Annotated in this window: 19 protein-coding genes; 7 read left to right on the top strand and 12 right to left on the bottom strand. The window is 72.7% G+C overall.

Going from position 1 to position 22032, the window contains the following annotated elements:
- Nucleotides 1–55 precede the first annotated feature (55 nt).
- The gene (locus tag LZ495_RS22005; protein WP_235054495.1) at nt 56–436 is read right to left on the bottom strand and encodes an MGMT family protein; all 381 of its coding nucleotides are present in this window, start codon (nt 434–436) and stop codon (nt 56–58) included.
- Nucleotides 437–558: 122 nt separating this feature from the next.
- On the opposite strand from LZ495_RS22005, the gene LZ495_RS22000 reads away from it, so the two are divergent.
- Nucleotides 559–2940, top strand: coding sequence for a lysylphosphatidylglycerol synthase transmembrane domain-containing protein (locus LZ495_RS22000; protein WP_235054494.1), 2382 nt, complete (start codon nt 559–561; stop codon nt 2938–2940).
- Nucleotides 2941–3012: 72 nt separating this feature from the next.
- Here the strand turns inward: LZ495_RS22000 and LZ495_RS21995 are convergent, their stop codons facing one another.
- From LZ495_RS21995 to LZ495_RS21975, 5 genes are all read right to left on the bottom strand, one after another.
- The gene (locus tag LZ495_RS21995; protein ID WP_235054493.1) at nt 3013–4590 is read right to left on the bottom strand and encodes a hypothetical protein; all 1578 of its coding nucleotides are present in this window, start codon (nt 4588–4590) and stop codon (nt 3013–3015) included.
- Between the two features lie 224 nt (nt 4591–4814).
- Nucleotides 4815–6410 carry a hypothetical protein gene (locus LZ495_RS21990; protein WP_235054492.1) on the bottom strand — a complete coding sequence of 532 codons (1596 nt, stop codon included), beginning with the start codon at nt 6408–6410 and terminating at the stop codon, nt 4815–4817.
- Between the two features lie 171 nt (nt 6411–6581).
- Complete coding sequence (gene moeZ, locus LZ495_RS21985; RefSeq protein WP_235054491.1) at nt 6582–7760, bottom strand: adenylyltransferase/sulfurtransferase MoeZ; 1179 nt, start codon at nt 7758–7760, stop codon at nt 6582–6584.
- A gap of 203 nt (nt 7761–7963) precedes the next feature.
- Complete coding sequence (locus LZ495_RS44955; RefSeq protein ID WP_308268526.1) at nt 7964–9886, bottom strand: DUF3152 domain-containing protein; 1923 nt, start codon at nt 9884–9886, stop codon at nt 7964–7966.
- 8 nt (nt 9887–9894) lie between these two features.
- Nucleotides 9895–10845, bottom strand: coding sequence for an alpha/beta fold hydrolase (locus tag LZ495_RS21975; protein WP_372498620.1), 951 nt, complete (start codon nt 10843–10845; stop codon nt 9895–9897).
- Nucleotides 10846–11113: 268 nt separating this feature from the next.
- On the opposite strand from LZ495_RS21975, the gene LZ495_RS21970 reads away from it, so the two are divergent.
- The 3 genes from LZ495_RS21970 to LZ495_RS21960 all read left to right on the top strand — a co-directional run bounded on the left by LZ495_RS21970 (nt 11114) and on the right by LZ495_RS21960 (nt 12760).
- Entirely contained in the window at nt 11114–11407 is a 294-nt protein-coding gene (locus tag LZ495_RS21970; protein WP_235054490.1) for a hypothetical protein, read from the top strand.
- 241 nt (nt 11408–11648) lie between these two features.
- Nucleotides 11649–12290 (top strand): TetR/AcrR family transcriptional regulator, encoded by a 642-nt coding sequence (locus tag LZ495_RS21965; RefSeq protein WP_235054489.1) that lies wholly within the window; start codon nt 11649–11651, stop codon nt 12288–12290.
- A 242-nt stretch (nt 12291–12532) separates the two neighbouring features.
- Nucleotides 12533–12760, top strand: a complete 228-nt coding sequence (locus tag LZ495_RS21960; protein WP_235054487.1) for a DUF3107 domain-containing protein — start codon at nt 12533–12535, stop codon at nt 12758–12760.
- Nucleotides 12761–12904: 144 nt separating this feature from the next.
- Here the strand turns inward: LZ495_RS21960 and LZ495_RS21955 are convergent, their stop codons facing one another.
- Nucleotides 12905–13609 (bottom strand): ferritin-like fold-containing protein, encoded by a 705-nt coding sequence (locus LZ495_RS21955; RefSeq protein WP_235054485.1) that lies wholly within the window; start codon nt 13607–13609, stop codon nt 12905–12907.
- 392 nt (nt 13610–14001) lie between these two features.
- Here LZ495_RS21955 and LZ495_RS21950 point away from each other — a divergent pair, with 392 nt between their 5' ends.
- On the top strand, nt 14002–15678 hold the full coding sequence (locus LZ495_RS21950) for a DEAD/DEAH box helicase (RefSeq protein ID WP_235054484.1): 1677 nt from the start codon (nt 14002–14004) through the stop codon (nt 15676–15678).
- A gap of 148 nt (nt 15679–15826) precedes the next feature.
- Entirely contained in the window at nt 15827–16714 is an 888-nt protein-coding gene (locus LZ495_RS21945; protein ID WP_235054483.1) for an alpha/beta fold hydrolase, read from the top strand.
- Between the two features lie 15 nt (nt 16715–16729).
- Here the strand turns inward: LZ495_RS21945 and LZ495_RS21940 are convergent, their stop codons facing one another.
- A complete protein-coding gene (locus LZ495_RS21940) occupies nt 16730–17836 on the bottom strand; it encodes an NYN domain-containing protein (RefSeq protein WP_235054481.1) in 1107 nt (368 codons plus the stop codon).
- Nucleotides 17837–18158: 322 nt separating this feature from the next.
- Between LZ495_RS21940 and LZ495_RS21935 the strand changes: the two genes are divergently transcribed.
- Nucleotides 18159–18452, top strand: a complete 294-nt coding sequence (locus LZ495_RS21935) for a DUF8834 family protein (protein WP_235054479.1) — start codon at nt 18159–18161, stop codon at nt 18450–18452.
- A 28-nt stretch (nt 18453–18480) separates the two neighbouring features.
- On the opposite strand, the gene LZ495_RS21930 is transcribed toward LZ495_RS21935, so the two are convergent.
- The 4 genes from LZ495_RS21930 to LZ495_RS21915 all read right to left on the bottom strand — a co-directional run bounded on the left by LZ495_RS21930 (nt 18481) and on the right by LZ495_RS21915 (nt 21927).
- Nucleotides 18481–19104: an MBL fold metallo-hydrolase gene (locus tag LZ495_RS21930; RefSeq protein ID WP_235054478.1), complete on the bottom strand. Its 624-nt coding sequence runs from the start codon at nt 19102–19104 to the stop codon at nt 18481–18483.
- Nucleotides 19101–20186 (bottom strand): S-(hydroxymethyl)mycothiol dehydrogenase, encoded by a 1086-nt coding sequence (locus LZ495_RS21925; protein ID WP_235054476.1) that lies wholly within the window; start codon nt 20184–20186, stop codon nt 19101–19103. Before LZ495_RS21925 ends, LZ495_RS21930 begins: the two co-directional genes overlap by 4 nt.
- Nucleotides 20187–20340: 154 nt before the next feature.
- Nucleotides 20341–21189 carry a PHP domain-containing protein gene (locus LZ495_RS21920; RefSeq protein ID WP_235054638.1) on the bottom strand — a complete coding sequence of 283 codons (849 nt, stop codon included), beginning with the start codon at nt 21187–21189 and terminating at the stop codon, nt 20341–20343.
- A 99-nt stretch (nt 21190–21288) separates the two neighbouring features.
- The gene (locus LZ495_RS21915; RefSeq protein WP_235054474.1) at nt 21289–21927 is read right to left on the bottom strand and encodes a DUF6758 family protein; all 639 of its coding nucleotides are present in this window, start codon (nt 21925–21927) and stop codon (nt 21289–21291) included.
- Between the last annotated feature and the right edge of the window lie 105 nt (nt 21928–22032).

Raw genomic sequence — 22032 nt, 5'->3', positions numbered from 1 at the left:
CGCGGCCTTGCCCCATCAGATCACACGGGACCCCCGCGCCACGGCGCACACACGGTCACGCCGGGCCCCGGCCGCCGCGTTCCACGCCGTCCCAGCGCGCCTTCGCCATGTCCACGCGCGTGCCGCCGGCCCGCAGCGGGGTGCCCTCGGCGCGCAGCCGCCGCAGGCCCTCCTCGGCCAGCCCCGGCGCGTGCGTGCCGTCCGAGCGCAGCACCCGCCACCACGGGACGCCGCCGCCGAAGTGCGACATCACCCGGCCGACCTGGCGCGGGCCGAGCTTCACCGCATCGGGCTCGGTATCCGGCCCGGCTTCGGGGCCGTCGGCGGCTTCGTCGGCGAACCAGGCGGCGATGTCCCCGTACGCCATCACCCGTCCGGCGGGAATGCGGGCGACGAGGTCGAGGACGCGTTCGGCGATCGGCGTGGGCAGAGTCACGTCCCGCATCGTGCCATGCCGCACTGTCCCGACCCGCGGAATCCCGGCACTCCATGCCACCATCAAGGCGGCGGTGACTGGTGATTCGAGACCATGAGGACACATCTCACGCGGGTGCCCCCGTGACCGGGCGCGCCCTCGTCGTCGAGCCCTCGCAGCCGGCGCGCGTGCACCGCACCAGCGACCTGCTGCGCGTGGTGTTCGGCATCCTCTGCCTGGCCGTCGTGTTCTTCCTGGGCAGCATCGCCCGCGAGACCACCTCGGGCCTGGAGTCCGACATCGTGCGGGGCGCGCAGAACAGCCTGCCCCGCCTGCTGCTCAACCTGTCCGGCGGCGTCTTCGCGGTCGCGGTGCTCGTCGTCCCGGTCGCCTACGGCGTCGAGCGCCTGCTGCGCCGCGACGGCCTGCGGGTCGCCGACGGCGTCATCGCCGCGGCCCTGACGTACCTCGCCGCGCTCGGCCTGGACTGGTGGGTCACCGGGCCCGCTCCGGACGCCCTGGAGGCGGCGCTCACCCGGCCGCTGCCCGGCGGCGGCCTCACCGACCCGGTGCACGGCTACCTCGCGCCGATCGTCGGCTACATCACTGCCGTCGGCCTGGTCCGCCGCCCCAAATGGCAGGCCCTGGTCTGGACGCTGCTCGCCCTCAACGCCGCCACGGTGCTGGTCGGCGGCTACACGACGCCGCTCGCGCTGCTCACCAGCGTGCTCCTCGGCCGGACCATGGCGTACGCCACGATGTACGCGGTCGGGGTGCCGAACCGGCGCCCGCCCGCCGACGCCGTGGTCGCCGCACTGCGCCGCTTCGGCCTGGTCGCCGCCTCCGCGGTGCGCACCGACGACGGCCCCGAGGAGACCCGCCGCTACGCCGTCCGGCTGACCGACGACCAGCTCCTCGACGTCACCGTGCTGGACCGCGACCAGCAGACCGCGGGCGCGGTCTACCGCTTCTACCGCCGCGTCCGGCTGCGCGTGACCACCGCGCGCCGCACGTTCCTGCCGCTGCGCCGGGCGCTGGAGCAGGAGTCCCTGATGGCCTACGCGGCCGCCGACGCGGGCGTCCGCACCCCGCGGCTGGTCGCCACCACCGAGGTCGGCTCGGACGCCGCGCTGCTCGCGTATGCGCACATCCCCGGGCGGAGCCTGGAGAGCCTGGACGACGAGGAGTTCACCGATGCCCTCCTCGTCGAGATCTGGCGGCAGATCGCGCTGATGCAGGCGCACCGGCTCACCCACCGCCGGCTCGGCACCAACAGCTTCGTGGTCGACGACGAGAACCGGCCATGGCTGACCGACCTGCGGGCCGGCGAGATCGCGTCCGGGGACCTGTCGCTGCGCATCGACACCGCGCAGATGCTGACCGCGCTGGCCCTGCGGGTCGGCGAGGAGCGGGCGGTCCGCACCGCGACCCGCGGCCTGGGCGCCGACGCGGTCGCGGCCTGCCTGCCGCTGCTGCAGAAGGTCGCGCTCAACCGCTCGACGCGCGCCGCGCTGCGCAAGGACGCCAACCTGCTGTCCCGGATCCGCGAGCAGATCCTGGAGCTCCGGCCGCGTGCCGAGGCCGAGCCGATCCGCCTGGAGCGCATCCGGCCGCGCACCCTCGTCACGGTCGTGGCGTCCGCGTTCGCCGGGTACTTCCTGCTGTCCCAGCTGACCCACGCCAACCTCGGCGACATCTTCGAACGCGCCAACTGGGGCTGGGCGGCGATCGGCTTCGTGGCCTCCTCGCTCAGCTACGTCGCGGCCGCGCTGATGCTGCTCGGGTTCGTCCCGGAACGCCTCTCGGTGTGGCGGACGACCATCGTCCAGTTGGCCGGATCCTTCGTGAAGCTGGTCATGCCGGCCGCGGTCAGCGGTGTCGCCCTCAACGCCCGCTACCTGCAGAAGTCCGGGGTGCCCCCGGCGCTCGCGGCGGCCAGTATCGGCGTCTCGCAGCTGGGCGGCCTGGTCTTCCACATCGGCCTGCTGATCTTCTTCGGCTACATCGCCGGCACCGAGCAGACCCCGTCGTTCGCGCCCTCGGGAGCGGTCATCGCGGGCCTGCTCGTCCTCGCCCTGGTGTGCCTGCTGGTCATGGCCATCGGCCCGCTGCGGCGCTTCATCGTCAAGCGCCTCGGCGCGCTCTTCTCCGGCATCGTGCCGCGCCTGCTGGACGTCCTCCAGACGCCCACCAAGCTGGCCGCGGGCCTGGGCGGCACGGTCATGCTCACGGTGTCGTTCATCCTGTGCCTGGACGCCAGCGTGCGCGCCTTCGGCGGCTCGGCGAGCTTCGCCGCGATCGCGGTGGTGTTCCTGGCCGGCAACGCGATCGGCTCCGCGGCCCCGGTCCCCGGCGGCATCGGCGCGATCGAGGCGGCCCTGATCGCGGGCCTGACGACCACCGCGAAACTGCCGATCGACACCGCCACCGCGGCCGTCCTGCTGTTCCGCTTCCTGACCTTCTGGCTCCCGGTCCTGCCGGGCTGGCTGGCGTTCACCTACCTGCAGCGCAAGCAGGCCATCTGAGCCGGTCTTTCCCGCGCAGCGCGACGGGCCGGTGCCCACCCCCGTGGAGCACCGGCCCGCCGCACGCCCGGGTCAGGAGACCGAGAGGACCCCGGTCCAGCCGCCGCCCACGCGCGTCGGCGCGGACAGCGTCCCGTCCGCGGACGCCGTGTACATCAGCAGCGCGCCGTTCGCATTGGTCGCCCACAGGTCGGGGCGCCCGTCGCCGTTCCCGTCGCCGGCCGACACCAGCAGCGGCCGCGCCGCGGGCAGCCAGCCGCTCGCGGCCGCCTGGACCCACTTCGCGGGGTCGCCGTACGCCGCCGGATTACCCGCCTCGCCGGGTGCCAGGTGCAGCGACCCGGTGGTGTTGTCGCGGACCCACAGGTCCGGGACGCCGTCGCCGGTCACGTCGCCCGCGGCGGCCACCGTGCGGTTCGCCCAGCCGGACTCCCCGATGACGAACTGGTCGCCCCAGAAGAACCCGCCGCCCAACTCCCCGAAGAGCCACAGCTTGTCGTCCACGACGGCGACCATCTGCGGGTGGTGCCTGGGCTCTTCGCCCTCGGGCTCGGCCGGGTCGCCGATCGTGATCAGCGCGTCGACATCGCTCCACTCCCCGGGGAAGTCCCACGGCGTGTACACGTTGGTGGGGTTCGGCCGCACGCCGCCCAGGCCGTTGCCGCCGAAGGTGACGCCGGAGTCGCGGATCACCACGAGGTCTTGCGCGTACGTCTCGCTGACGCCGAGCCCGCGCGCGGTGAGCGTGCGGTACGCCGGGTCGGGGGCGGCGACCACCGCGCCCATCGGCTTGGGCGCCGCGAACCCGCCGCCGGCCCGTCCGGCACGCAGGGACACCTGGCCGTCGGCCTCGACGGTCACCAGGTCGACGAGGCCGTCGCCGTTGTAGTCGCCCGCCTTGTCGCGTTCCGCGGGCGGGGCCACGAAGAACAGGTACTGGGTGGTGTCCGAGCGGTTTCCGGCCCGGTCGACGGCATACACGCTGAGCGTGTTGGGGCCGGTGTCCGTCGGCGTGTACGTGATCTTCGCCGTGCGCTCTTCTCCGCGCGCCTTCACCGTGCCCTGCGGGCCGCCGCCGAACCAGTAGACGTAGGAGGCGACATCGGCGTCGGACGTACCGAACGCGAACTCGCCGGAGGTCCGGACCGTCCCGTTCTCGTCGCCCTGCGCCGGGAATTGCACCGACGACACCATGGGGGCGGTGGCCGGCCGGACGAAGTCGGTACGGAAGCCGCACGGGGCCGACCAGTCCGAGACCGCGCCGTCCTGCTCGACGCGGGCCGACCACTGGTAGCGCTTCCCGTCCGCCAGCAGGCTGGTCGGCACCCAGACGGAGGCCTGCGCACTCGTCGTCTCCTGGAGCCGGTCGGCGAGTACCGGTGCGTCCGCACCGAAGGGCGTGATCCGGAACCGGACCCCGATCGAACCGCCTTCGGCCTCACGGGCCTTGACGCCGAGGCGGATCTGGTCGGTGAGCCCGAGCCAGGGCAGCGGGCTCTCGGCTGTGCAGGGCAGCGCGGGAGACGTGGCCGGCTCGGTCGGTGCCGGCAGCGGCAGTTCGTCGGCCGCAGCCATACCGGTTCCGGCCATTCCGTAGGCCAGTGCGGCGGACGCCACCACCGCGATGTGCCCCAAATACCGTGTCTTCATGTGCAGTCGATCTCCCCGTTCCACGGATCCCCAGCACGCCGACCAGGGTGTTCCGGAGAACTCTGCACGGTCGCGAGCTGTGCTCCAAGCAAGATTTTTCGATGACCTGTTTCCGGCCATTCCTGAGGCCGGACCAGATGCCGCAGGCCCCTCCGGATTCCCGGAGGGGCCTGCCCATGTCCCACGTGAAGGGCCTGCAGCCCTTCGGTCATGCCTGGCTCGGATCAGGCCACAGCGGTGACCCCGGTCCAACCACCGCCCACGCGCGTAGGCGCGGACAGCGTTCCGTCCGCGGACGTCGTGTACATCAGCAGGGCGCCGTTCGCGTTGGTGGCCCAGAGGTCGGGGCGGCCGTCGCCGTTGCCGTCACCGGCCGAGACCAGCAGCGGCCGCGCGGTGGGCGTCCAGCCCTTGGCCGCGACCTGGATCCAGCGCGAACTGTCCACGTAGGCGGCCGAGTTCCCGGCTTCGCCGGGCGCAAGGCTCAGCGCCCCGGTGGTGTTGTCCCGGATCCACAGGTCGGCCACGCCGTCCCCGGTGACGTCACCCGCGGCGGCCACGGTCCGGTTCGCCCAGCCGGAGGTGCCGATCAGAACCGGAGTCGGGGTGTACCTGCTGTAGCGCAGGACGCCCAAGGACCAGAGGTGATCGCCGTAGTGCAGCAGCACCTGGGGCTGCTGATCCTCGTTGCCGGGGCCGACGACGATCGTGTGCGAGGGAAGGCCCGGCTCTTCGACGTCCCACACCTCGTAGGCGTCGACGCTGACGCCGTTGTCGAAGCTGCCGTTCCCGAAGCCGCGGGAAAGCATGCCACCGCCTGCTTCCGTGAAGAAGACGTCCTGGTTCCAGCCGCCTGTCCCGAGCAGGCCCGGCACGGCCTCCTTGTAGAAGCCAGGCGGCATGGGACTCCCGCCCACGATCAGCGGCTGAGGCGCGGCGAACGCGCCGCCGCCCTGTCCCGCGCGCCAGGTGAGGGAGCCGTCGGCCTCGGTCGTCAGCAGGTCGAGGCGGCCGTCGCCGTTGTAGTCGCGGGCGGCGTCCGGACCGGTCTGGCTCGCGACGTAGAAGGCGTAGCCCGTCGCCTGCGAGACGTTCCCGGCCCGGTCCACGGCCTGGACGTACAAGATGTTGGTACCCCACTGGGTGGGGGTGAGCGTGACCTTGCCGATCCGCTCGGTGCCGGTCGCCTTGACCTGGGCAGCGCTGCCGACGGGAATGGGCTCGTTCAGCGAATACCGGTACGCCACCACGTCCGTGGCGCCGTTCGGCGTGAAGACGAACTCGCCGGGCGTGCGGGCGGTCGCCCCGCCGCCTTCCGCCGGATAGACCTCGGACGAGACGCCCGGGGTCCCGGGCGGCGTGAAGTCGGTGCGGAACCCGCAGGGCGCCGACCACTCCGAAGCCGCCGTGCCCTGTTCCGCACGCACCGACCACTGGTAGCGGGTGGCGTCGGCCAGGAGGCCGCTCGGGACCTGCACATTGACCGGTCCGCCGGGGGTCGCGCCGGACGCGTACTCGGCGAGCACCGGTTCCGTCTTGCCGAACGGTGTGACCCGGAACCGGGCGGAGACGGTGCCGCCTTCGGTCGCGGGAGCCAGGTTGGCACTCAGCGTCAGACCGTTGTTGATGCCGAGCAGGGCCAGCGGCGGTGCGGCCGTGCAGGCCGTCGCCGGATTGGTGGCAGGGTCGGTGGGCACCGGAAGTTGCGTCTCGTCGGCGGACGCCACGCCCGTGCCGGCGAGGCCGGCGACGAGCGCAAGTGCGGCCGTCGCGACACCAAGCGTGCGTCTGCGCACGCCGCGGATCGGCTGAACGCGCAAGAATCCCCCTCTGGTTCGTGTGGATGGCAGCTGAACGCTACTGACCGACTCTCACCCAAACCAGCGAGTTTCCGACCGCTTCACCGTCGGTACCGAACATCTCCGCAAACGCCCGCAGGCCCCCTCCGGGAAACCGGAAGAGGCCTGCGGGGTACGAGATATGACAGACCGTCAGTAGACGGGCTTCTCCGGCTCGATCTGGTTGACCCAGCCGATGACGCCGCCGCCCACGTGGACCGCGTCGGCGAAGCCCGCGGCCTTGAGGACCGCGAGGACCTCGGCCGAGCGCACGCCGGTCTTGCAGTGCAGGACGATGCGCTTGTCCTGCGGCAGGCCCTCGAGGGCGTTGCCCATCAGGAACTCGTTCTTCGGGACGAGGACCGCGCCCGGGATCGAGACGATCTCGTACTCGTTCGGCTCGCGGACGTCGATCACGTGGATGTTCTCGCCCGCGTCCATCCACTCCTTGAGCTGCCGCGGCGTGATGGTCGAACCGAGCGCGGCCTCCTGGGCCTCCTCGGAGACGACGCCGCAGAAGGCCTCGTAGTCGATGAGCTCGGTGACGGTCGGGTTCTTGCCGCAGACCGCGCACTCCGGGTCCTTGCGGACCTTGACCTGGCGGTAGGTCATCTCCAGCGCGTCGTAGATCATCAGGCGGCCGAGCAGGGGCTCGCCCATGCCGGCCAGCATCTTGATGGCCTCGTTGACCTGGATCGACCCGATCGACGCGCACAGCACGCCGAGCACGCCGCCCTCGGCGCAGGACGGGACCATGCCGGGCGGCGGGGGCTCCGGGTAGAGGCAGCGGTAGCAGGGGCCGTGCTCGGCCCAGAAGACCGAGGCCTGGCCGTCGAAGCGGTAGATCGAGCCCCAGATGTACGGCTTGTTGAGCAGCACGCAGGCGTCGTTGACCAGGTAGCGGGTCGCGAAGTTGTCGGTGCCGTCGACGATCAGGTCGTACTGCGCGAACAGCTCCATGACGTTGTCCGCTTCGAGGCGCTCCTCGTGCAGGACGACGTTCACGTACGGGTTGGCCTCGTTGACGCTCTCCTTGGCGGACTGCGCCTTCGACTTACCGATGTCGGACTGGCCGTGGATGATCTGGCGCTGCAGGTTCGACTCGTCGACCGTGTCGAACTCGATGATGCCCAGCGTGCCCACGCCGGCCGCGGCCAGGTACAGGAGCGCCGGGGAGCCGAGGCCGCCCGCGCCCACACACAGGACCTTCGCGTTCTTCAGGCGCTTCTGCCCGCTCATCCCGAAGTCCGGGATGATCAGGTGGCGCGAATAGCGGCGGACCTCGTCGACGGTGAGCTCGGCAGCCGGCTCGACCAGGGGTGGTAGCGACACGGGAACTCCGATGGTCAGACCTACTTCTGCGACATTTCTCCTGACCAACAGTGCCATGGCGTTTTGGATTCCCGGACAGGGGGTCCGCAGCTTGAGACACCCGTCTCAGCGGCAGCGGCCGGCGGCCCGGTACCGGTGGTACGGGCGGGGCGGCGGTGGCGCGGCTGACGCGCGGGGCGGGACGGCCCGGTCGGACGGCCGGGTCAGGACGGGTACGGCCAGGCGTTCGGCTTGCAGCTCGCCCCGTTGTCGGCTTCCAGCGTCTTGGTCTGCTGCATCATGACCGGCGCCAGCCCGCTCGGCATGCACTCCTTGGTCTCGTGCAGCCGGCCCAGCCGGTGCCCGACCTCGTGGTTGATGAGCATCTGCCGGTAGGACACCATGTCGTCGCCGAACGTCGGCGAGCCCTGCGCCCAGCGCCACGCGTTGATCATCACCCAGGGCGTGCCGCCCGCATCGCACGACACGTTCTGTATCGAGGTGTCCAGGCCGGCCGCCGAGCACACCTTGTGCGTGGTCCCGGGGCTGGCCAGCCGGATCACGAAGTCGGCCTTGCCGTCGGTGCGCACGAAGGCCCGGTTGTCGTGCGCCCACGAGCGCGGGTCGTTCAGCGTCTGCTGCACGGCCTCCGCGAACAACTTGCCGTCCAGGTTCAGGCCCTGCTCGATCTCGATGCGGTACGTCGAGGTCTTGCGGCCGGACGTCGACGCCGGCGTCTGCTTGCCCGGGACGGTGTCGAACTTGCCGGACAGCGCCAGCATCGGGTCCAGCTCGAAGCGCACCTTCATGCGCTCTGTGGTGGTCAGCGGCGCACCGGGCGTCGGCATCGGCAGGGTGCTCGGCCCGGGGGCTCCGGTGCCGCCGGGCACCGGGGTGTTGGGCGACGCCTGCGCGCCCGGTCCGGCCTGCACCTGCGGCCGCTCGGAATCCCGGGACGCCGCCTGGTCGGTGGCCCGCGGGTCGTCGGTGTGCGTGCTGTCGCCGCTGGCCTGCGCCTGCGAGCCGCCGTCGGGCATCTGCATCACGACGACACCGGCCAGCACGGCACCGGTGACCACGGCGCCGCCGGCCGCGATGAGCGGGCGGCGGCTCTTGCGGGCGGGGGTGCGCGCCGGGCTCCGGCGTGCGGCGGCGCGGCCGCCGGGCTGGATCGGGCGCGGGTGGGCCGTGCGGGACGGCGCCGCGGGGCTCGCGCCGACCGGGTCGTAGCGGGGCGAGTCGTCGGCGAGGTCGACCGCGTCCACGTCGTCCGCGATGACGCCGAGGTCCATCGGCAGGTCTTCGACCGGGTCTATGAGCGCGGTCGATTCCCAGGCGGCCGGCTCGGGGTCGAATTCGGGCTCGGGCTCGGGCACCGGCACGTACATGGGCGCGGGCGCCACGTACGTCTCCGGGGCCGGGTCGTAGGCGTACCCGTGCGCGTACTCGTGCTGGTGGCCGGCGTACTGCGCGTCCTGCTGCGGGAACGCCGACGGCTCCAAGTACTGCTGCTGGTACTCCTGGAACTGCTGCTCGTGCTGCGGCTGGTACGGCTGCTCGTAGTGCTGCGGCTGTTGCTGCTGCGGGATGCCGTACGCCGGGTTCAGCGGGTCGAGCGCATACGCCGGGTCGGCCGGGGCCTCCCAGTAGGCCGGGTCGTCCCAGTACGGCATCTGCTGCTGCGCGGCCGCCGCCGGGAACGCGGTCGGCTCCTCGTAGTACGGCTGCTCCACGTAGTACGGCTGCTGCTCCGCCGCGTAGTAGGCCTGCTCGCCGGGCTGCTGATGCCCGTACTGCGCGTACCCGAGGTGCTCCGAGTACTGCGGCTGCGCTTCCTGCGGATACTGCGCCTGCATCGGCTGCACCGGGTGCTGCTGCGGCGCGTAGTACTCCTGCGCATACCCGTGCTCGGCGCCGCCCAAGGCGTCGTACCCGTACGCGTCCGGGGGCTCCGGGTAGGGGTAGGCCTGCTGCGGGTAGGCCGCCGGGACCTGCTCGGCTATGTGCTGCTGGGCCGCGTACCCGGCCTCGTAAGCAGCTGCCCCATAAGCGGACTGCGGATCCGCGTACGACGCCTCGTAGGAGCCGGCCGCATAGGGCGCGGCCGCATAGGCGTCGTACGGCGACGTCTCCGGGTGCCTGCTCATGGCGCCGCTCACCCGGCCTCCGCCGGGCTCGCGGGTTTGCCGGTCTCGGCCAGCAGGTCGCGGACCGCCCGCGCGACCACGCGCGGGTGCTCCAGCATCGCCACGTGCCCGGAGTCGGGGACCATGACGAGCCGGGAGTCGGGGAAGGTGCCCTGCGCACGCCGCGCGATGCGCGAGTCGACGAGCTTGTCGCGGCGCCCGTACACGAGCAGCGTGGGCGCCTGGACCGCGGCGGCCTGCCGCCACAGCGAGCGGGGGCCGCGTTCGAGGTAGGACGTGACCACGCCGCGCGCGGACCGCGTGAAGGCGTCGACCATGTACGGCAGCCCCAGGCGCCGCCTGTATTCCGCGGCGAAGTCGGCGAATTCCTGCGTGCTCAGCATCTCGGGGTGCCCGAAGCACAGCCCGACCGAGACGCGCGTGCGCTGCTCGGGCGTCATGTTGCGGGTGAAGCGGCCCAGCGCGGCGGCGAAGCCGGGGACCGCCATCAGCGCCGTCGGCAGTGCGGTGGCCTGCGGCTTCAGGTCGGGCAGCGCGGGCGAGACGAGGGTCAGCGTGCGGACCAGGTCGGGGCGCCGGGCGGCCAGCCGGGTGGCGACCGCGCCGCCCATGGAGTTGCCCATCAGGTGGACGGGGCCGCGGCCCATGCCGATGATCAGGCCCTCGACCGCGCGGCAGTGCGCCGAGACCGAGTAGTCGCCGTCGTGCGGCGGCGGCGAGAAGCCGAAGCCCGGCAGGTCGACCATCTCGGCGGCCAGCACCCCGGAGAGCTCGCCGACCATCGGGGCCCAGTTGAGCGAGGAGCCGCCGAGGCCGTGCACGAGCACCGCGGGCGGCAGGTCGGCGTCGTACGCCGGATGCCGGCGCACGGACACCGTGGTGTCCTCGCCTGCCACCGCGACCATACGCGCAGGCCAGGCCGCCGCAGGAGCGTCGGATACCGCCTGAGTCGTCGTCACGGTCGCCAATATTACGAGACGGTCACCGGCGCGGAAGGGTTGCGGGCGTGATCGGCTTCGGACCCGGGGGTGATTTGGCCCTTGAATGCGCATTTTTGGCCGCACTTCCCCCGCGTACGAAGGCAACGGTTCGATATCGATGGACGGTCGAGCGCAACGTCCACTTCGCGGGTAGTACTCCGGTGGAGGGCCGTCACGGCCCACCGCGCGAGATTTCCGCACCCCGGCAGGATCATGGGGAAGACCGGCAGGAGCGAAGGAGCGGGACATGGACATGGCGAACGCACCCGGCCCCCGAGCCGACGAGATCCCCGGTTTCGCCGCGGCCGACCCGGATGCGGCGGCGGATGCCGGGCTCACGCACGACGATCCGGCCGACGTCCCGGCCTCGGAGGGCCTCGACCTCGGCCTGGAGGCGCCCGAGGCGGATGTCGCCGAGCAGCGCGCCCCGGTGGTCGACGACGACGAGCAGGTCTGGGCACCGGTACCCGATGGAGTGGACCCTGCGGACGGCACCGACCAGCGCCGAGTGGCGGCTCCGGACGAGGAGGAATACCGCTGACCTGGGGGTGACGCGGAGGCGACCGGATGGCCGATCGACCCAGAATTTCTGACAGAACGTCAGGTTTGTCCCGGTCGGGGCCTTGCAAGGCGCACACTGTTTCCAGAACTCTGTTCGTTGCGCCACGAAACTTACGACGACGGGTTACCCGAAAGTAGGATGACGTGGTGGAACAACCTGCCCGTCCCCTGGATGGTCAAGGGGGATGCAGGATCTGGTTCGTAAACGTCTGAGGAGCGCCGTGACAGCCATCCAGGATGCGGATTCCCGCCCGCGCGGTACCCGGCTGCCCCGGCTGGCGCGTAGGAACCAGTTGCTCGGTGCCGCCCAGGAAGTGTTCGTGGCGCAGGGCTACCACGCTGCCGCGATGGACGACATCGCCGAGCGCGCCGGGGTGAGCAAGCCGGTCCTGTACCAGCACTTCCCGGGCAAGCTCGAGCTGTACCTCGCGCTGCTCGACCAGCACTGCGAGGCCCTGGTGGCCGCGGTGCGCACCGCGCTCGAGTCGACGCACGACAACAAGCTGCGGGTGGCCGCCACGGTCGACGCGTACTTCGCCTTCGTCGACGACCACGGCGGCGCGTTCCGCCTGGTCTTCGAATCCGACCTCACCAACGAGGCGGCGGTCCGCGACCGCGTCGAGCGCGTCGCGGAGACGTGCGCGGACGCGGTGAGCAAGGTGATCGCCGAGGACACCGGCCTGGGCCAGGACGAGGCGATGCTGCTGGCCATCGGCCTGACCGGGATGGCGCAGGTGACGGCCCGCTACTGGATCTCCAAGGGCGTGGCCATCCCGCGCGACACCGCCTCGAAGCTCATCTCGACGCTCGGCTGGCGCGGCATCTCGCGCTTCCCGCGCCGCGACGAGACCCCGGCCGGCTGACGCCTGCCGCACCAGGCCGCCCGCAGGACGACGATCACACCGTCGCTGCGGGCGGCCTTCGCGCGTCCCGCACCGGCCCCTGCCCGGCGGCCCCCGCGGTCCGCGGTTGTTCCCGCTCCCCGTTCGCGCTCGGCGTACCCGCGGTGTGGCTTCGCACCCTTCCGGCTCGATTAGCCTTCAGTTCTGTAAGGGCGCGCGCAGTTCGATGGCCGCTCCCATTCGTCGAAATCGGAGGGACAGCCGTGGAGGTCAAGATCGGCGTGCAGCACGCCGGACGAGAGATCGTGCTGGAGAGCACGGACAGTGCCGAGGACGTCGAGCGCGCGGTGGCCGAGGCGCTGGCCGGCACCGCGGGCGTGCTCTCGCTGACGGACGAAAAGGGCCGCCGGGTCATCGTCCCCGCCGACAAGCTCGCCTACATCGAGATCGGCGAGCCGAGCGTCCGCCGCGTCGGCTTCGGCGCCGTCTGAGTTCTCCGCAGTCCGCGGCGTCCCGCGGAGACTGCAACGCCCGAGGGGCGCGCCCGCAAACTGCGGTCGCGCCCCTCGGGCGTCTTCCGGGACCTCCGGCCGGGCCGGACGTCCCCTTCTCTGCCGCTTCTCTGCCGCCGGGCGTCAGGACGCCAGGCCCAGGGCGGCCATGCGCTCCGTATGGGCCTCGGTGATGCGGGTGAACATGCGGCCGATCGCGGCCAGGTCGAAGCCGGGCACCGCCAGGCCGCCGACCAGGAGTGCGGAGAGGGCGTCGCGTTCGGCGGCGACGCGCTGCGCCTGGCTGAGCGCCTCGCCCATCAGCCGGCGGCCCCACAGTGCGAGGCGGCCGGCCACCCGCGGGTCGCGCTCGATCGCGGCGCGGACCGTCTCGACGACGAAGTCGGCGTGCCCGGTGTCCCGCAGCACGTCCTCGACCAGCGCCCGGCTGTCCGCGTCGAGGTGCACGGCCACCTCGCGGTAGAAGTCCGCCGCGATGCCGTCGCCGACGTACGCCTTGACCAGGCCTTCGAGCCAGTCCGACGGCGCGGTGTGGCGGTGGAACGAGTCCAGCGGCTTCACGAAGGGGGCCATCACCTCGGCCGGGTCGGCGCCCAGCCCGGCGATGTGCTCGCGCAGCCGCTCGAAGTGGTGGAACTCCGCGACCGCCATCTTGGCGAGCGCGGCCTTGTCGTCGACCGACGGCGCCATCTTGGCATCCTCGGCCAGCCGCTCGAAGGCAGTGATCTCGCCGTATGCGAGCACCCCCAGCAGCTCCAACACGGCGGCCCTGGCGGCCGGCCCCGCGTCATTTCCGACGGCGGTCTCGGGCTGCGTTCCTTCAGTCATGGCACCGAGCGTAGCCAGCCCGCGGGCCGCCGCTATAGCCGATGCGCGCGTTGCCCCTATCACTCTTCACACCATTTCGAGCAGCCCGGCGGGTACAGTGGTAGGGAACGCGGATGCCCGGTCGGAGGACGATCGGCTCCGACCGCCCCGCTCGGGCTGCTGCCCGAGGCCGAGGTCCCGTGTCGTGCCACAGGCTCAAATGCGGACATTGAGGTCCAGCTCGGAAGCCTGTTTACGGCAACGCGGTCCTGACCCGCCTCGGAGAGAGAACAGCGGCCCTACACACAGAAGAGGCTGGACCCCTGACCACATTCAGAGAACTCGGCGTACTTTCCGAGACTGCCGAGGCCCTCGAGAGCCTCGGCATCACCGAAGCATTCCCCGTCCAGGAGATGACTCTCCCGGTCGCCCTGGCCGGCAGCGACGTCATCGGCCAGGCGAAGACCGGCACCGGCAAGACCCTCGGTTTCGGCATCCCCGTCCTGCAGCGTGTCGTGACCGCTGCCGACGTGGAGGCGGGCCGCGCCGCGGCGCTGCCCGGCAAGAGCCCGCAGGCGCTGGTCGTCGTCCCCACCCGCGAGCTGTGCGTCCAGGTCACCAACGACCTGCTCGGCGCCGGCAAGGTCCGCTCGGTGCGCGTGCTGTCCGTGTACGGCGGCCGCGCGTACGAGCCGCAGGTCGAGGCGCTCAAGAAGGGCGTCGAGGTCGTCGTCGGCACCCCCGGCCGGCTGCTCGACCTGGCGGGCCAGGGCCACCTGGACCTGTCGCAGGTCCGCATGCTGGTCCTGGACGAGGCCGACGAGATGCTCGACCTCGGCTTCCTGCCGGACGTCGAGAAGATCGTCGACCGGCTGCCCGCGGTCCGCCAGACGATGCTGTTCTCGGCCACCATGCCGGGGCAGATCATCACGCTGGCCCGCCGCTACATGACCAAGCCGACGCACATCCGCGCGTCCGCGCCGGACGACCAGGGCACCACGGTTGCCTCGGTCAGCCAGCACGTCTACCGCGCGCACGCCATGGACAAGCAGGAGATGCTCTCGCGCATCCTGCAGGCCAAGGGCCGCGGCCTGGTGATGGTGTTCTGCCGGACCAAGCGCACCTGCGCGGACCTCGCCGAGGGCCTGACCGACCGCGGTTTCGCGGCCGCGGCGGTGCACGGCGACCTGGGCCAGGGCGCCCGTGAGCAGGCGCTGCGCGCGTTCCGCAACGGCAAGGTGGACGTGCTCGTCGCGACCGACGTCGCAGCGCGCGGCATCGACGTCGACGGCGTCACGCACGTCGTCAACTACCAGTGCCCGGAGGACGAGAAGACGTACCTGCACCGCATCGGCCGCACCGGCCGCGCGGGTGCCTCGGGCGTCGCGGTCACCCTGGTCGACTGGGAGGACATGCCGCGCTGGGGCCTCATCAACAAGGCCCTGGAACTGCCGTTCCCGGAGCCGGTGGAGACCTACTCGACGTCCGCGCACTTCTACACCGACCTGGAGATCCCCGAGTCGGCCACCGGCGTGCTGCCGCGCGCCGACCGGACCCGTGCGGGTCTGGGTGCCGAAGAGGTCGAGGACCTGGGCGAGACCGGCAAGGGCGGCCGCGGCCGCGGCGGCCGGTCCTCCGGGGGGTCGACCCGGCCGGGCGGCCGCTCCGGCGGGCGCGGCGGTTCGGGCTCGGGTGCGGGTGCCGAGGCGGGTGCGGGCGACGAGGCCGCCGAGCCGAGCCGCCGCCGGGCCCCGGGCAGCCGCCGCCGTCGCCGCCTGAGCGACGGTGTCGCGGTCGAGGGCGCTGCGGATGCCGCGGTCGAGGCCGCTCCGACGGTCGTCGAGGCCGCTGCGGCCGAGGCGCAGGCGCCTACGGCGAAGAAGACCACGCGGTCCCGCAAGTCCGCGGCCTCGAAGGCCGGGATTCCGGCTGCGACGTTCGTCGAGGCGGCCGTGGAGCCTGCCGCGGCTGCGGCGGGCGAGGCCGGTGCGCCGGGCGACGCCGCTGCGGACGGCGACAAGCCGCGCCGCCGCCGCCGTCGCCGCCGTCCCGACGCGGCAGCCGGTGCGGCCGCCGAGAGCACGGACTGAGCGACGGGCCGCTGAAGAGCGACTGAAGTACCGCGCGGGCGCGTACGGGGACCGAGAGGTCCCGGTACGCGCCCGCGGTGCGTCTGCCGCCGGGCGGCGGGGGCGCGGGATCTCGGCGGACCGCGGATGGGCCGTTACCCTCGGGTAGGTGAGCACGCCGCCCTTTCTCGATCTGCCCGGCACCGTGCGCGCACGCCGGGGTGCGACGCCGCGCGGGGAGTTCGCGTACCTCGACGCCGCGCCGCCGGACGGCCTGCCGACGGTGGGGACCGCGCTGCTGGTGCCGGGGTTCACCGGCGGCAAAGAGGACTTCATCGCGCTGCTCGACCCGCTGGCGCGCCGCGGCTACCGGACCGTCGCGCTCGACCAGCGCGGCCAGTACGAGACGGCGGGGCCGTCCGACCCGGCGGCATACGAGCGCGCCGAGGCGGTCGCGGACCTGTGGGCGGTGCAGGATGCGCTGCTCGGCGGGGAGCCGGTGCACCTGGTGGGGCATTCGTACGGCGGCCTGGTGGGGCGTTCCGCGGCGTTGGACGCGCCCGCGCGGCTGGCGTCGCTGACGCTGATGAGCACCGGCCCGGCGGCGGTCCGGGCGACCGAGACGCCGCGGCTGGTCATGCTGGAGGACGCGCTCGCCGCCTTTTCGCTGCAGCAAGTCTGGGACGCCATGCGGCAGATGGATGCGGAGGCGGGGGTGCTGCCGCCTGCCGATCCGCGGATCGCGGCGTACATGAAGGCCCGCTGGCTCGCCAACGCCCCGGCCGGACTGGCCGCGGTGGCACGGCAGTTGCGCACCGAACCGGACCGCACGGACGAACTCGCCCGATGCGTCGCCGAAGGGCTGCGCGTGGCGGTGGTGTCCGGGACCCGCGACTACGCGTGGCCGGTGCCGTGGCAGGCGGAGACGGCAGCGCGGCTGGGCGTCCCGCACACGGTGGTGGACGGCGCCGCGCACTCCCCCAACGCGGAGCGCCCGGAGGCGACCGCGAAGGTGCTCGCCGACTTCTGGGACGCAGCGGCAGCCGTGCGGGGCTGACGGGGCACGGACGGCTCAGCTGTCGCCGTGCAGGGGGCCGAACTCCTGGTTCAGGCGGTCCCAGAAACCGTTGCGCAAAGCGCGGCGCAGGTCCTCGTGCGGGCGCAGCGAGAACTGCAGTTCGCCTTCGGCGTCGACGAGCAGGGCCTTGTCGACGTTCTCCGGCAGGCGCGGCCCCGGCATCAGCCCGGCCATGTCCTCGCGCCCGCGCGCGCCCAGCCAGCGTTCGGCGATCTTGCCGCCCAGCCGCCAGACCTGGTCGAACGTCGGCGGTGTGCCGCCGGTCGGCAGCGCACCGGACGCAGCGGCGGCCGAGGCCGCGGCGCTCGCCGAGGCCGCCGCTGCGGCCGACGGGCCGGTGCCGGCGGGCTGGTAGACGCACGGCGCGCAGAAGTCGTGGTGCAGCGTGCGGGTCACGTCGGCTTCCCACACGAGCGGCTCGGCCTGGTTCATGCCGTACGCCGGTTCGATGCCCCACAGGTGCACGCGGACGCCGTACGACTGCGCGGCCTCGACGGCCAGCACGAGGTCCTCGTCGCCGCTCACCACGACCGCGTCCTCGATGGCGCGGTTGCGGGCCAAGGACTCGAGGTCGCTGCGGATCAGCGAGTCGACGCCCTTCTGCTGGTTGTGCGCGTTGAGGTTGCCGAGCCTGACCTTGACGTCGGGCAGCTCGGCGACCTGCTTCTGCTCGAAGGTCGGCACCCGGTTGCGGGCCCCGTCGTACCAGTAGACGCGCAGCAGGCGGCCTTCCGGGAAGACCGCGCGGGCCTCGTCGATCAGCGAGCTGATGAGGAACTCCGCATCGACGCGGAAGGCCCGGCGCTCGGCGGTCCCGGCGACCAGCAGGCCGATCGCGGCATAGACGTAGCCGACGTCGACGAAGAGCGCGTGCGTGCCCGCGTGCGGGGGCGCGGAGACCAGGCGCACCGGCACGGCGGTACGCGCCGCCTCGGGCGCCGGGTCCGCGGCCGGTGCCCCGGCAGCCTCCGGGACGGCGTCCGCGGCGCGGTCCGGGGCCCGCTCCGGGGCATGCGGCGGCGGCTCGGCTGCGGCGGTCGGATCGGACGCGTTCCCGGGCGCGGGGCGGGACGGCGTCGCCGACTGATCCATCGGGTCCATTGATTCGTATTGTCCTACGCCGCGGCCGTATCGGGGGGCGTACGCCGCACGCGCCACCCGCGCGGGGGCCTGCGGACCGCGTGCCGGGACCGCGGCGGCGGGTCGCGAACCGGTGACTTTTCGGTTCCGGGAATGCTTCGGCCGGATCCGGTGTTGTGCAGATCACTCGCCGATTCGCGCAGCGCGGCTCCCGTGTGCCCACGGGTGGCTCGCCTGTTTCGCCGCGCGCGATCGACGGGTCATTTGTACGCTATGTCGTGTTCGATTGGCCGTTTTCCGGCCCGGACTCGGCTCCGCAGACGAGGAAGAAGAGGAGGCGCGTATGCGCTACCGAATCACGAACCTCACCCGCACCGACGATTCGAGCAAGACCACTGGGACGCACGCCAAGCCGGCGACGTTCGACATCGACGCGGTCAACGAAGCCGTGGCGCACGCCGCGGCCCGCGGCGAGTCCCTGTACATCCGGCCGATCGCGGCGACCGCCGCGGCGGCACCTCCGGTGCCGCCGGCCGTCTTATTCCAAAACCGCCGAAGGCGCCTCACCCGAACGGGTGAGGCGCCTTCGGCGTTTGCCGTGCCTGCACGATCCCGGCACGCGACCGGCGGCTCGTGAGCGAGCCGCGCGCTTGCCGGCGGCGGGCTCAGTGCCCGCGGGCCACCCAGGCGTCGTAGTCCTTCGCCTCGGCGCCGACCGTCGTCTCGTCGCCGTGCCCGGTCAGCACCCGGGTGTCGCCGGGCAGCGTGAGGATCCGGTCGCGCAGCGAGTCGAGGATCACCGGGAACGACGAGAACGACCGGCCGGTCGCACCCGGGCCGCCGCGGAACAGTGTGTCGCCGGAGAACAGCGTGCCGAGCTCCGGCGCGTACAGGCACACCGCGCCGGGCGCGTGCCCCGGCGTGTGGACCACGCGCAGCTCCGTGCCCGCGACCTTCACCACCTGGCCGTCGGCCAGGTCGTGGTCGGGGGCGCGGTCCGGGTAGACGGCGTCCCACAGCATGCGGTCCTGCGGGTGCAGGTGCACCGGCGCGCCGAAGCGCTCGGCGAGGGCCGCGGCCGCGTTGATGTGGTCGTTGTGCCCGTGCGTGCAGATGATCCCGGCGAGCCGGCGGTCGCCGACCGCCGCGGCGATGGCGTCCGCGTCGTGCGCGGCGTCCACCACCACGACCTCGTGCGCGTCGCCGACCAGCCAGACGTTGTTGTCGACGTCGAAGTCCTGGCCGTCGAGCGAGAAGACGCCGGAAGTGACGAGGTGCTCGATCGTCACAGGACGACCACCGAGCGGAGGACCTCACCGTGGTGCATCTTCGTGAACGCGGCCTCGACCTCGTCCAGCTTGATGGTCTCCGACACGAACTTGTCCAGCGGCAGGCGGCCGCGCAGGTACAGGTCGATGAGCATCGGGAAGTCGCGGGTGGGCAGGCAGTCGCCGTACCAGGACGACTTGAGCGAACCGCCGCGCCCGAAGACCTCGATCAGCGGCAGCTCGATCTTCAGGTCCGGGGTGGGCACCCCGACCAGGACCACAGTGCCGGCCAAGTCGCGGGCGTAGAAGGCCTGTTCGTAGGTCTCGGGGCGGCCGACCGCCTCCACGACCAGGTCCGCGCCGTTGCCCTCGGTCAGCGCCTTGATGGCCTCGACCGGGTCGGTGGAGCCCGCGTTGACGGTGTCGGTGGCGCCGAAGCCCTTGGCCCACTCCAGCTTGCGGTCGTCGATGTCGACCGCGATGACCTTGCGGGCGCCGGCCAGGTGCGCGGCGGCGATCGCGGCGTTGCCGACGCCGCCGCAGCCGATCACCGCGACCGAGTCGCCGCGCTGCACGTTGCCGGTGTTCGCGGCGGCACCGAAGCCGGCCATCACGCCGCAGCCGATCAGGCCGGCCGCCTCGGGGCGCGCCGCCGGGTCGATCTTGACGCACTGCCCGGCCGCGACCAGCGTCATCTCGGCGAACGCGCCGATGCCGAGCGCAGGGCTGAGCGGCGTGCCGTCCTCGAGCGTCATCGGCTGCACGGCGTTGCGCGAGTCGAAGCAGTACCAGGGCCGGCCGCGCAGGCACGAGCGGCACTCGCCGCACGGCGCCCGCCACGCCAGGACCACGTAGTCGCCGGGTGCGAGGCCGCTGACGCCCTCGCCGACCGACTCCACCACGCCTGCGGCCTCGTGGCCGAGCAGGAACGGGAACTCGTCGTTGATGCCGCCTTCCCGGTAGTGCAGATCGGTGTGGCACACACCGCACGCCTGCACCTTCACACGTGCCTCGCCCGGCCCCGGGTCCGGGACGACGATCGTCTCGACGCTCACCGGCGCGCCCTTGCCCCGGGCGACGACCCCGCGAACCAGTCGGCTCATCTGCCGCTCCCCTCCGTAACTGCGGACGTAACTCTGGATACGTTCCGCACTGTAACGGCGTTGCGCAGTGCGAGTCAGGGGGACGCACTACGCGAACGCGCCGGGTCTGGATCGGGGAGGGTGCGCGGCCCGCGCGGCGGAGGCTTTGCGGTGGTCAGGAGCGCAGCAGCGGCACTCCGGCGGCCTGGCCGGCGATGGCCTCGAACGCCTCGGGGCCGGTGGTGTAGCGGCCGATCTCGATGGTCTTGCGGGTGCCGTGGTAGTCGCTGGAGCCGGTGGTGACCAGGTCCAGCGCGCGGGCGAGTCCGCGCAGGTGGGTGCGCATGGCGTCGTCGTGGTCGGCGTGGTCGACCTCGACGCCGCCGAGGCCGGCCTCGGCCAGTTCCTCGATGGTGGCGTCGGAGACCGTGCGGCCGCGCTTGGTGGCGCCCGGGTGGGCGAAGACCGCGACGCCGCCGGCCGCGCGGATCATCCGGACCGCGTCCGCGGCGGAGATCTCGTACTTGCCGACGAAGGCCCGGCCGCCGTCCTTGAGCCATTCGGGGGTGAACGCGCCGGACACGTCCGGCACCACGCCGGCCTCGACCAGTGCGGTCGCCACGTGGGGGCGGCCGACCGCGCCGGCCCCGGCGATCTCCACGACGCGCTCCCAGGTGATCGGCGCGCCCAGCTCGATGCAGCGCTCGACCATCGCGCGCGCCCGGCGCACCCGGTCGGTACGCACCAGCTCGCGCGCCCGCGCGAACTCCGGCTCGTCCGGGTCGAAGAGGTAGCCCAGCATGTGCAGGCTGATGCCGTCGCCGTCGATGCAGCTGATCTCCGCGCCGCGGACCAGCGTCAGCCCGTCGGGCAGCGCCGCGGCCGCCTCGTCCCAGCCGCCCGTCGTGTCGTGGTCGGTGAGCGCGACGACGTCCAGCCCGGCGGCGTGGGCGGCGTGCACGAGCGCGGTGGGGCTGTCCGTGCCGTCGGACGCGGTGCTGTGGGTGTGCAGGTCGATGCGCACGCGGACCTCGCGAGGGTCGGGGCCGGTCGGGACGATCAACCCTAGTTCGCGCGGTGGGCGATGTGTCGGGGCGACCGGCAGGCGGACGCGCAGCCGGGGTCAGGTGAGCAGTTGCGGGGAGAGCGCGCCGCAGGGCAGCAGGTCCAACTCGGCGCCGGCGTCCCGCAGATCGGTGAGCACGACGTCGTCGTACACCAGGTGCCCGGCCTTGCCCGGCCACAGGATCGCCCACAGCCACAGGCCCATCGCCTCGCCGGCGTAGGCCGCCCGGTCGTCCGGCGTCCCGGGCACGCACCACAGCGCGGTCGGGCGGCCGGCGGCCATCACCTTGGCGGGGGCGAGGTTCTTGTCGACGAGGCCCTGCCCGGGGTCGGGCCCCGGCAGGCCCGCGAACCGGGCGCCCAGGCCGACGCCGAGCTCCTCGGCGACCAGGACCAGTTCACCGGGGCCGCCGAGCGGCGCGGGCCCGGTGCAGGCCACCGCGACGCCGCGCGGACCGGAGCGGTCGTCGCCGGCGTGCGCGACGCCGGTGAAGAGCCAGCCGACCGGGAGCGGCCACGGCAGCCAGACGGGCACGCGGGAGCGGCGGACCACGACATCGAGCGCCTCGACGCTCGGCGGGACCACCGGTTGCAGGGGCGGCACGGATCCGTGCAGCTCACATTGCCAGGTCTCGGCGAAGAGGCCTGGGGGACGGACCCGACCACCGCAGCGCGGGCAACTCGGCTCGCCCTTCATACGCACGACGGTCCCTTGCCGGAGGCGCTGCGTCAAGGACGATCACCCCATTGGGGGCCGCGTGTTCCGCGGCGGACACGCGGGGTGTACGGCGGCGCATCCGCC

The organism is Yinghuangia soli (assembly GCF_021502675.1).
GTDB classification, from domain to species: Bacteria; Actinomycetota; Actinomycetes; order Streptomycetales; family Streptomycetaceae; genus Yinghuangia; species Yinghuangia soli.
Note: the sequence above shows the minus strand (reverse complement) of the source record. Positions and strands in the feature narration are given on the sequence as shown.

Coding starts and splice junctions, on each gene's coding strand:
- LZ495_RS21995 (WP_235054493.1), bottom strand. CDS start 4,590: ATGAAGACACGGTATTTGGGGCACATCGCGGTGGTGGCGTCCGCCGCA.
- LZ495_RS21955 (WP_235054485.1), bottom strand. CDS start 13,609: ATGACTGAAGGAACGCAGCCCGAGACCGCCGTCGGAAATGACGCGGGG.
- LZ495_RS21940 (WP_235054481.1), bottom strand. CDS start 17,836: ATGGACCCGATGGATCAGTCGGCGACGCCGTCCCGCCCCGCGCCCGGG.
- LZ495_RS44955 (WP_308268526.1), bottom strand. CDS start 9,886: ATGAGCAGGCACCCGGAGACGTCGCCGTACGACGCCTATGCGGCCGCG.
- LZ495_RS21970 (WP_235054490.1), top strand. CDS start 11,114: ATGGACATGGCGAACGCACCCGGCCCCCGAGCCGACGAGATCCCCGGT.
- LZ495_RS21925 (WP_235054476.1), bottom strand. CDS start 20,186: ATGAGCCGACTGGTTCGCGGGGTCGTCGCCCGGGGCAAGGGCGCGCCG.
- LZ495_RS21950 (WP_235054484.1), top strand. CDS start 14,002: ATGACTCTCCCGGTCGCCCTGGCCGGCAGCGACGTCATCGGCCAGGCG.
- LZ495_RS21935 (WP_235054479.1), top strand. CDS start 18,159: ATGCGCTACCGAATCACGAACCTCACCCGCACCGACGATTCGAGCAAG.
- LZ495_RS21915 (WP_235054474.1), bottom strand. CDS start 21,927: ATGAAGGGCGAGCCGAGTTGCCCGCGCTGCGGTGGTCGGGTCCGTCCC.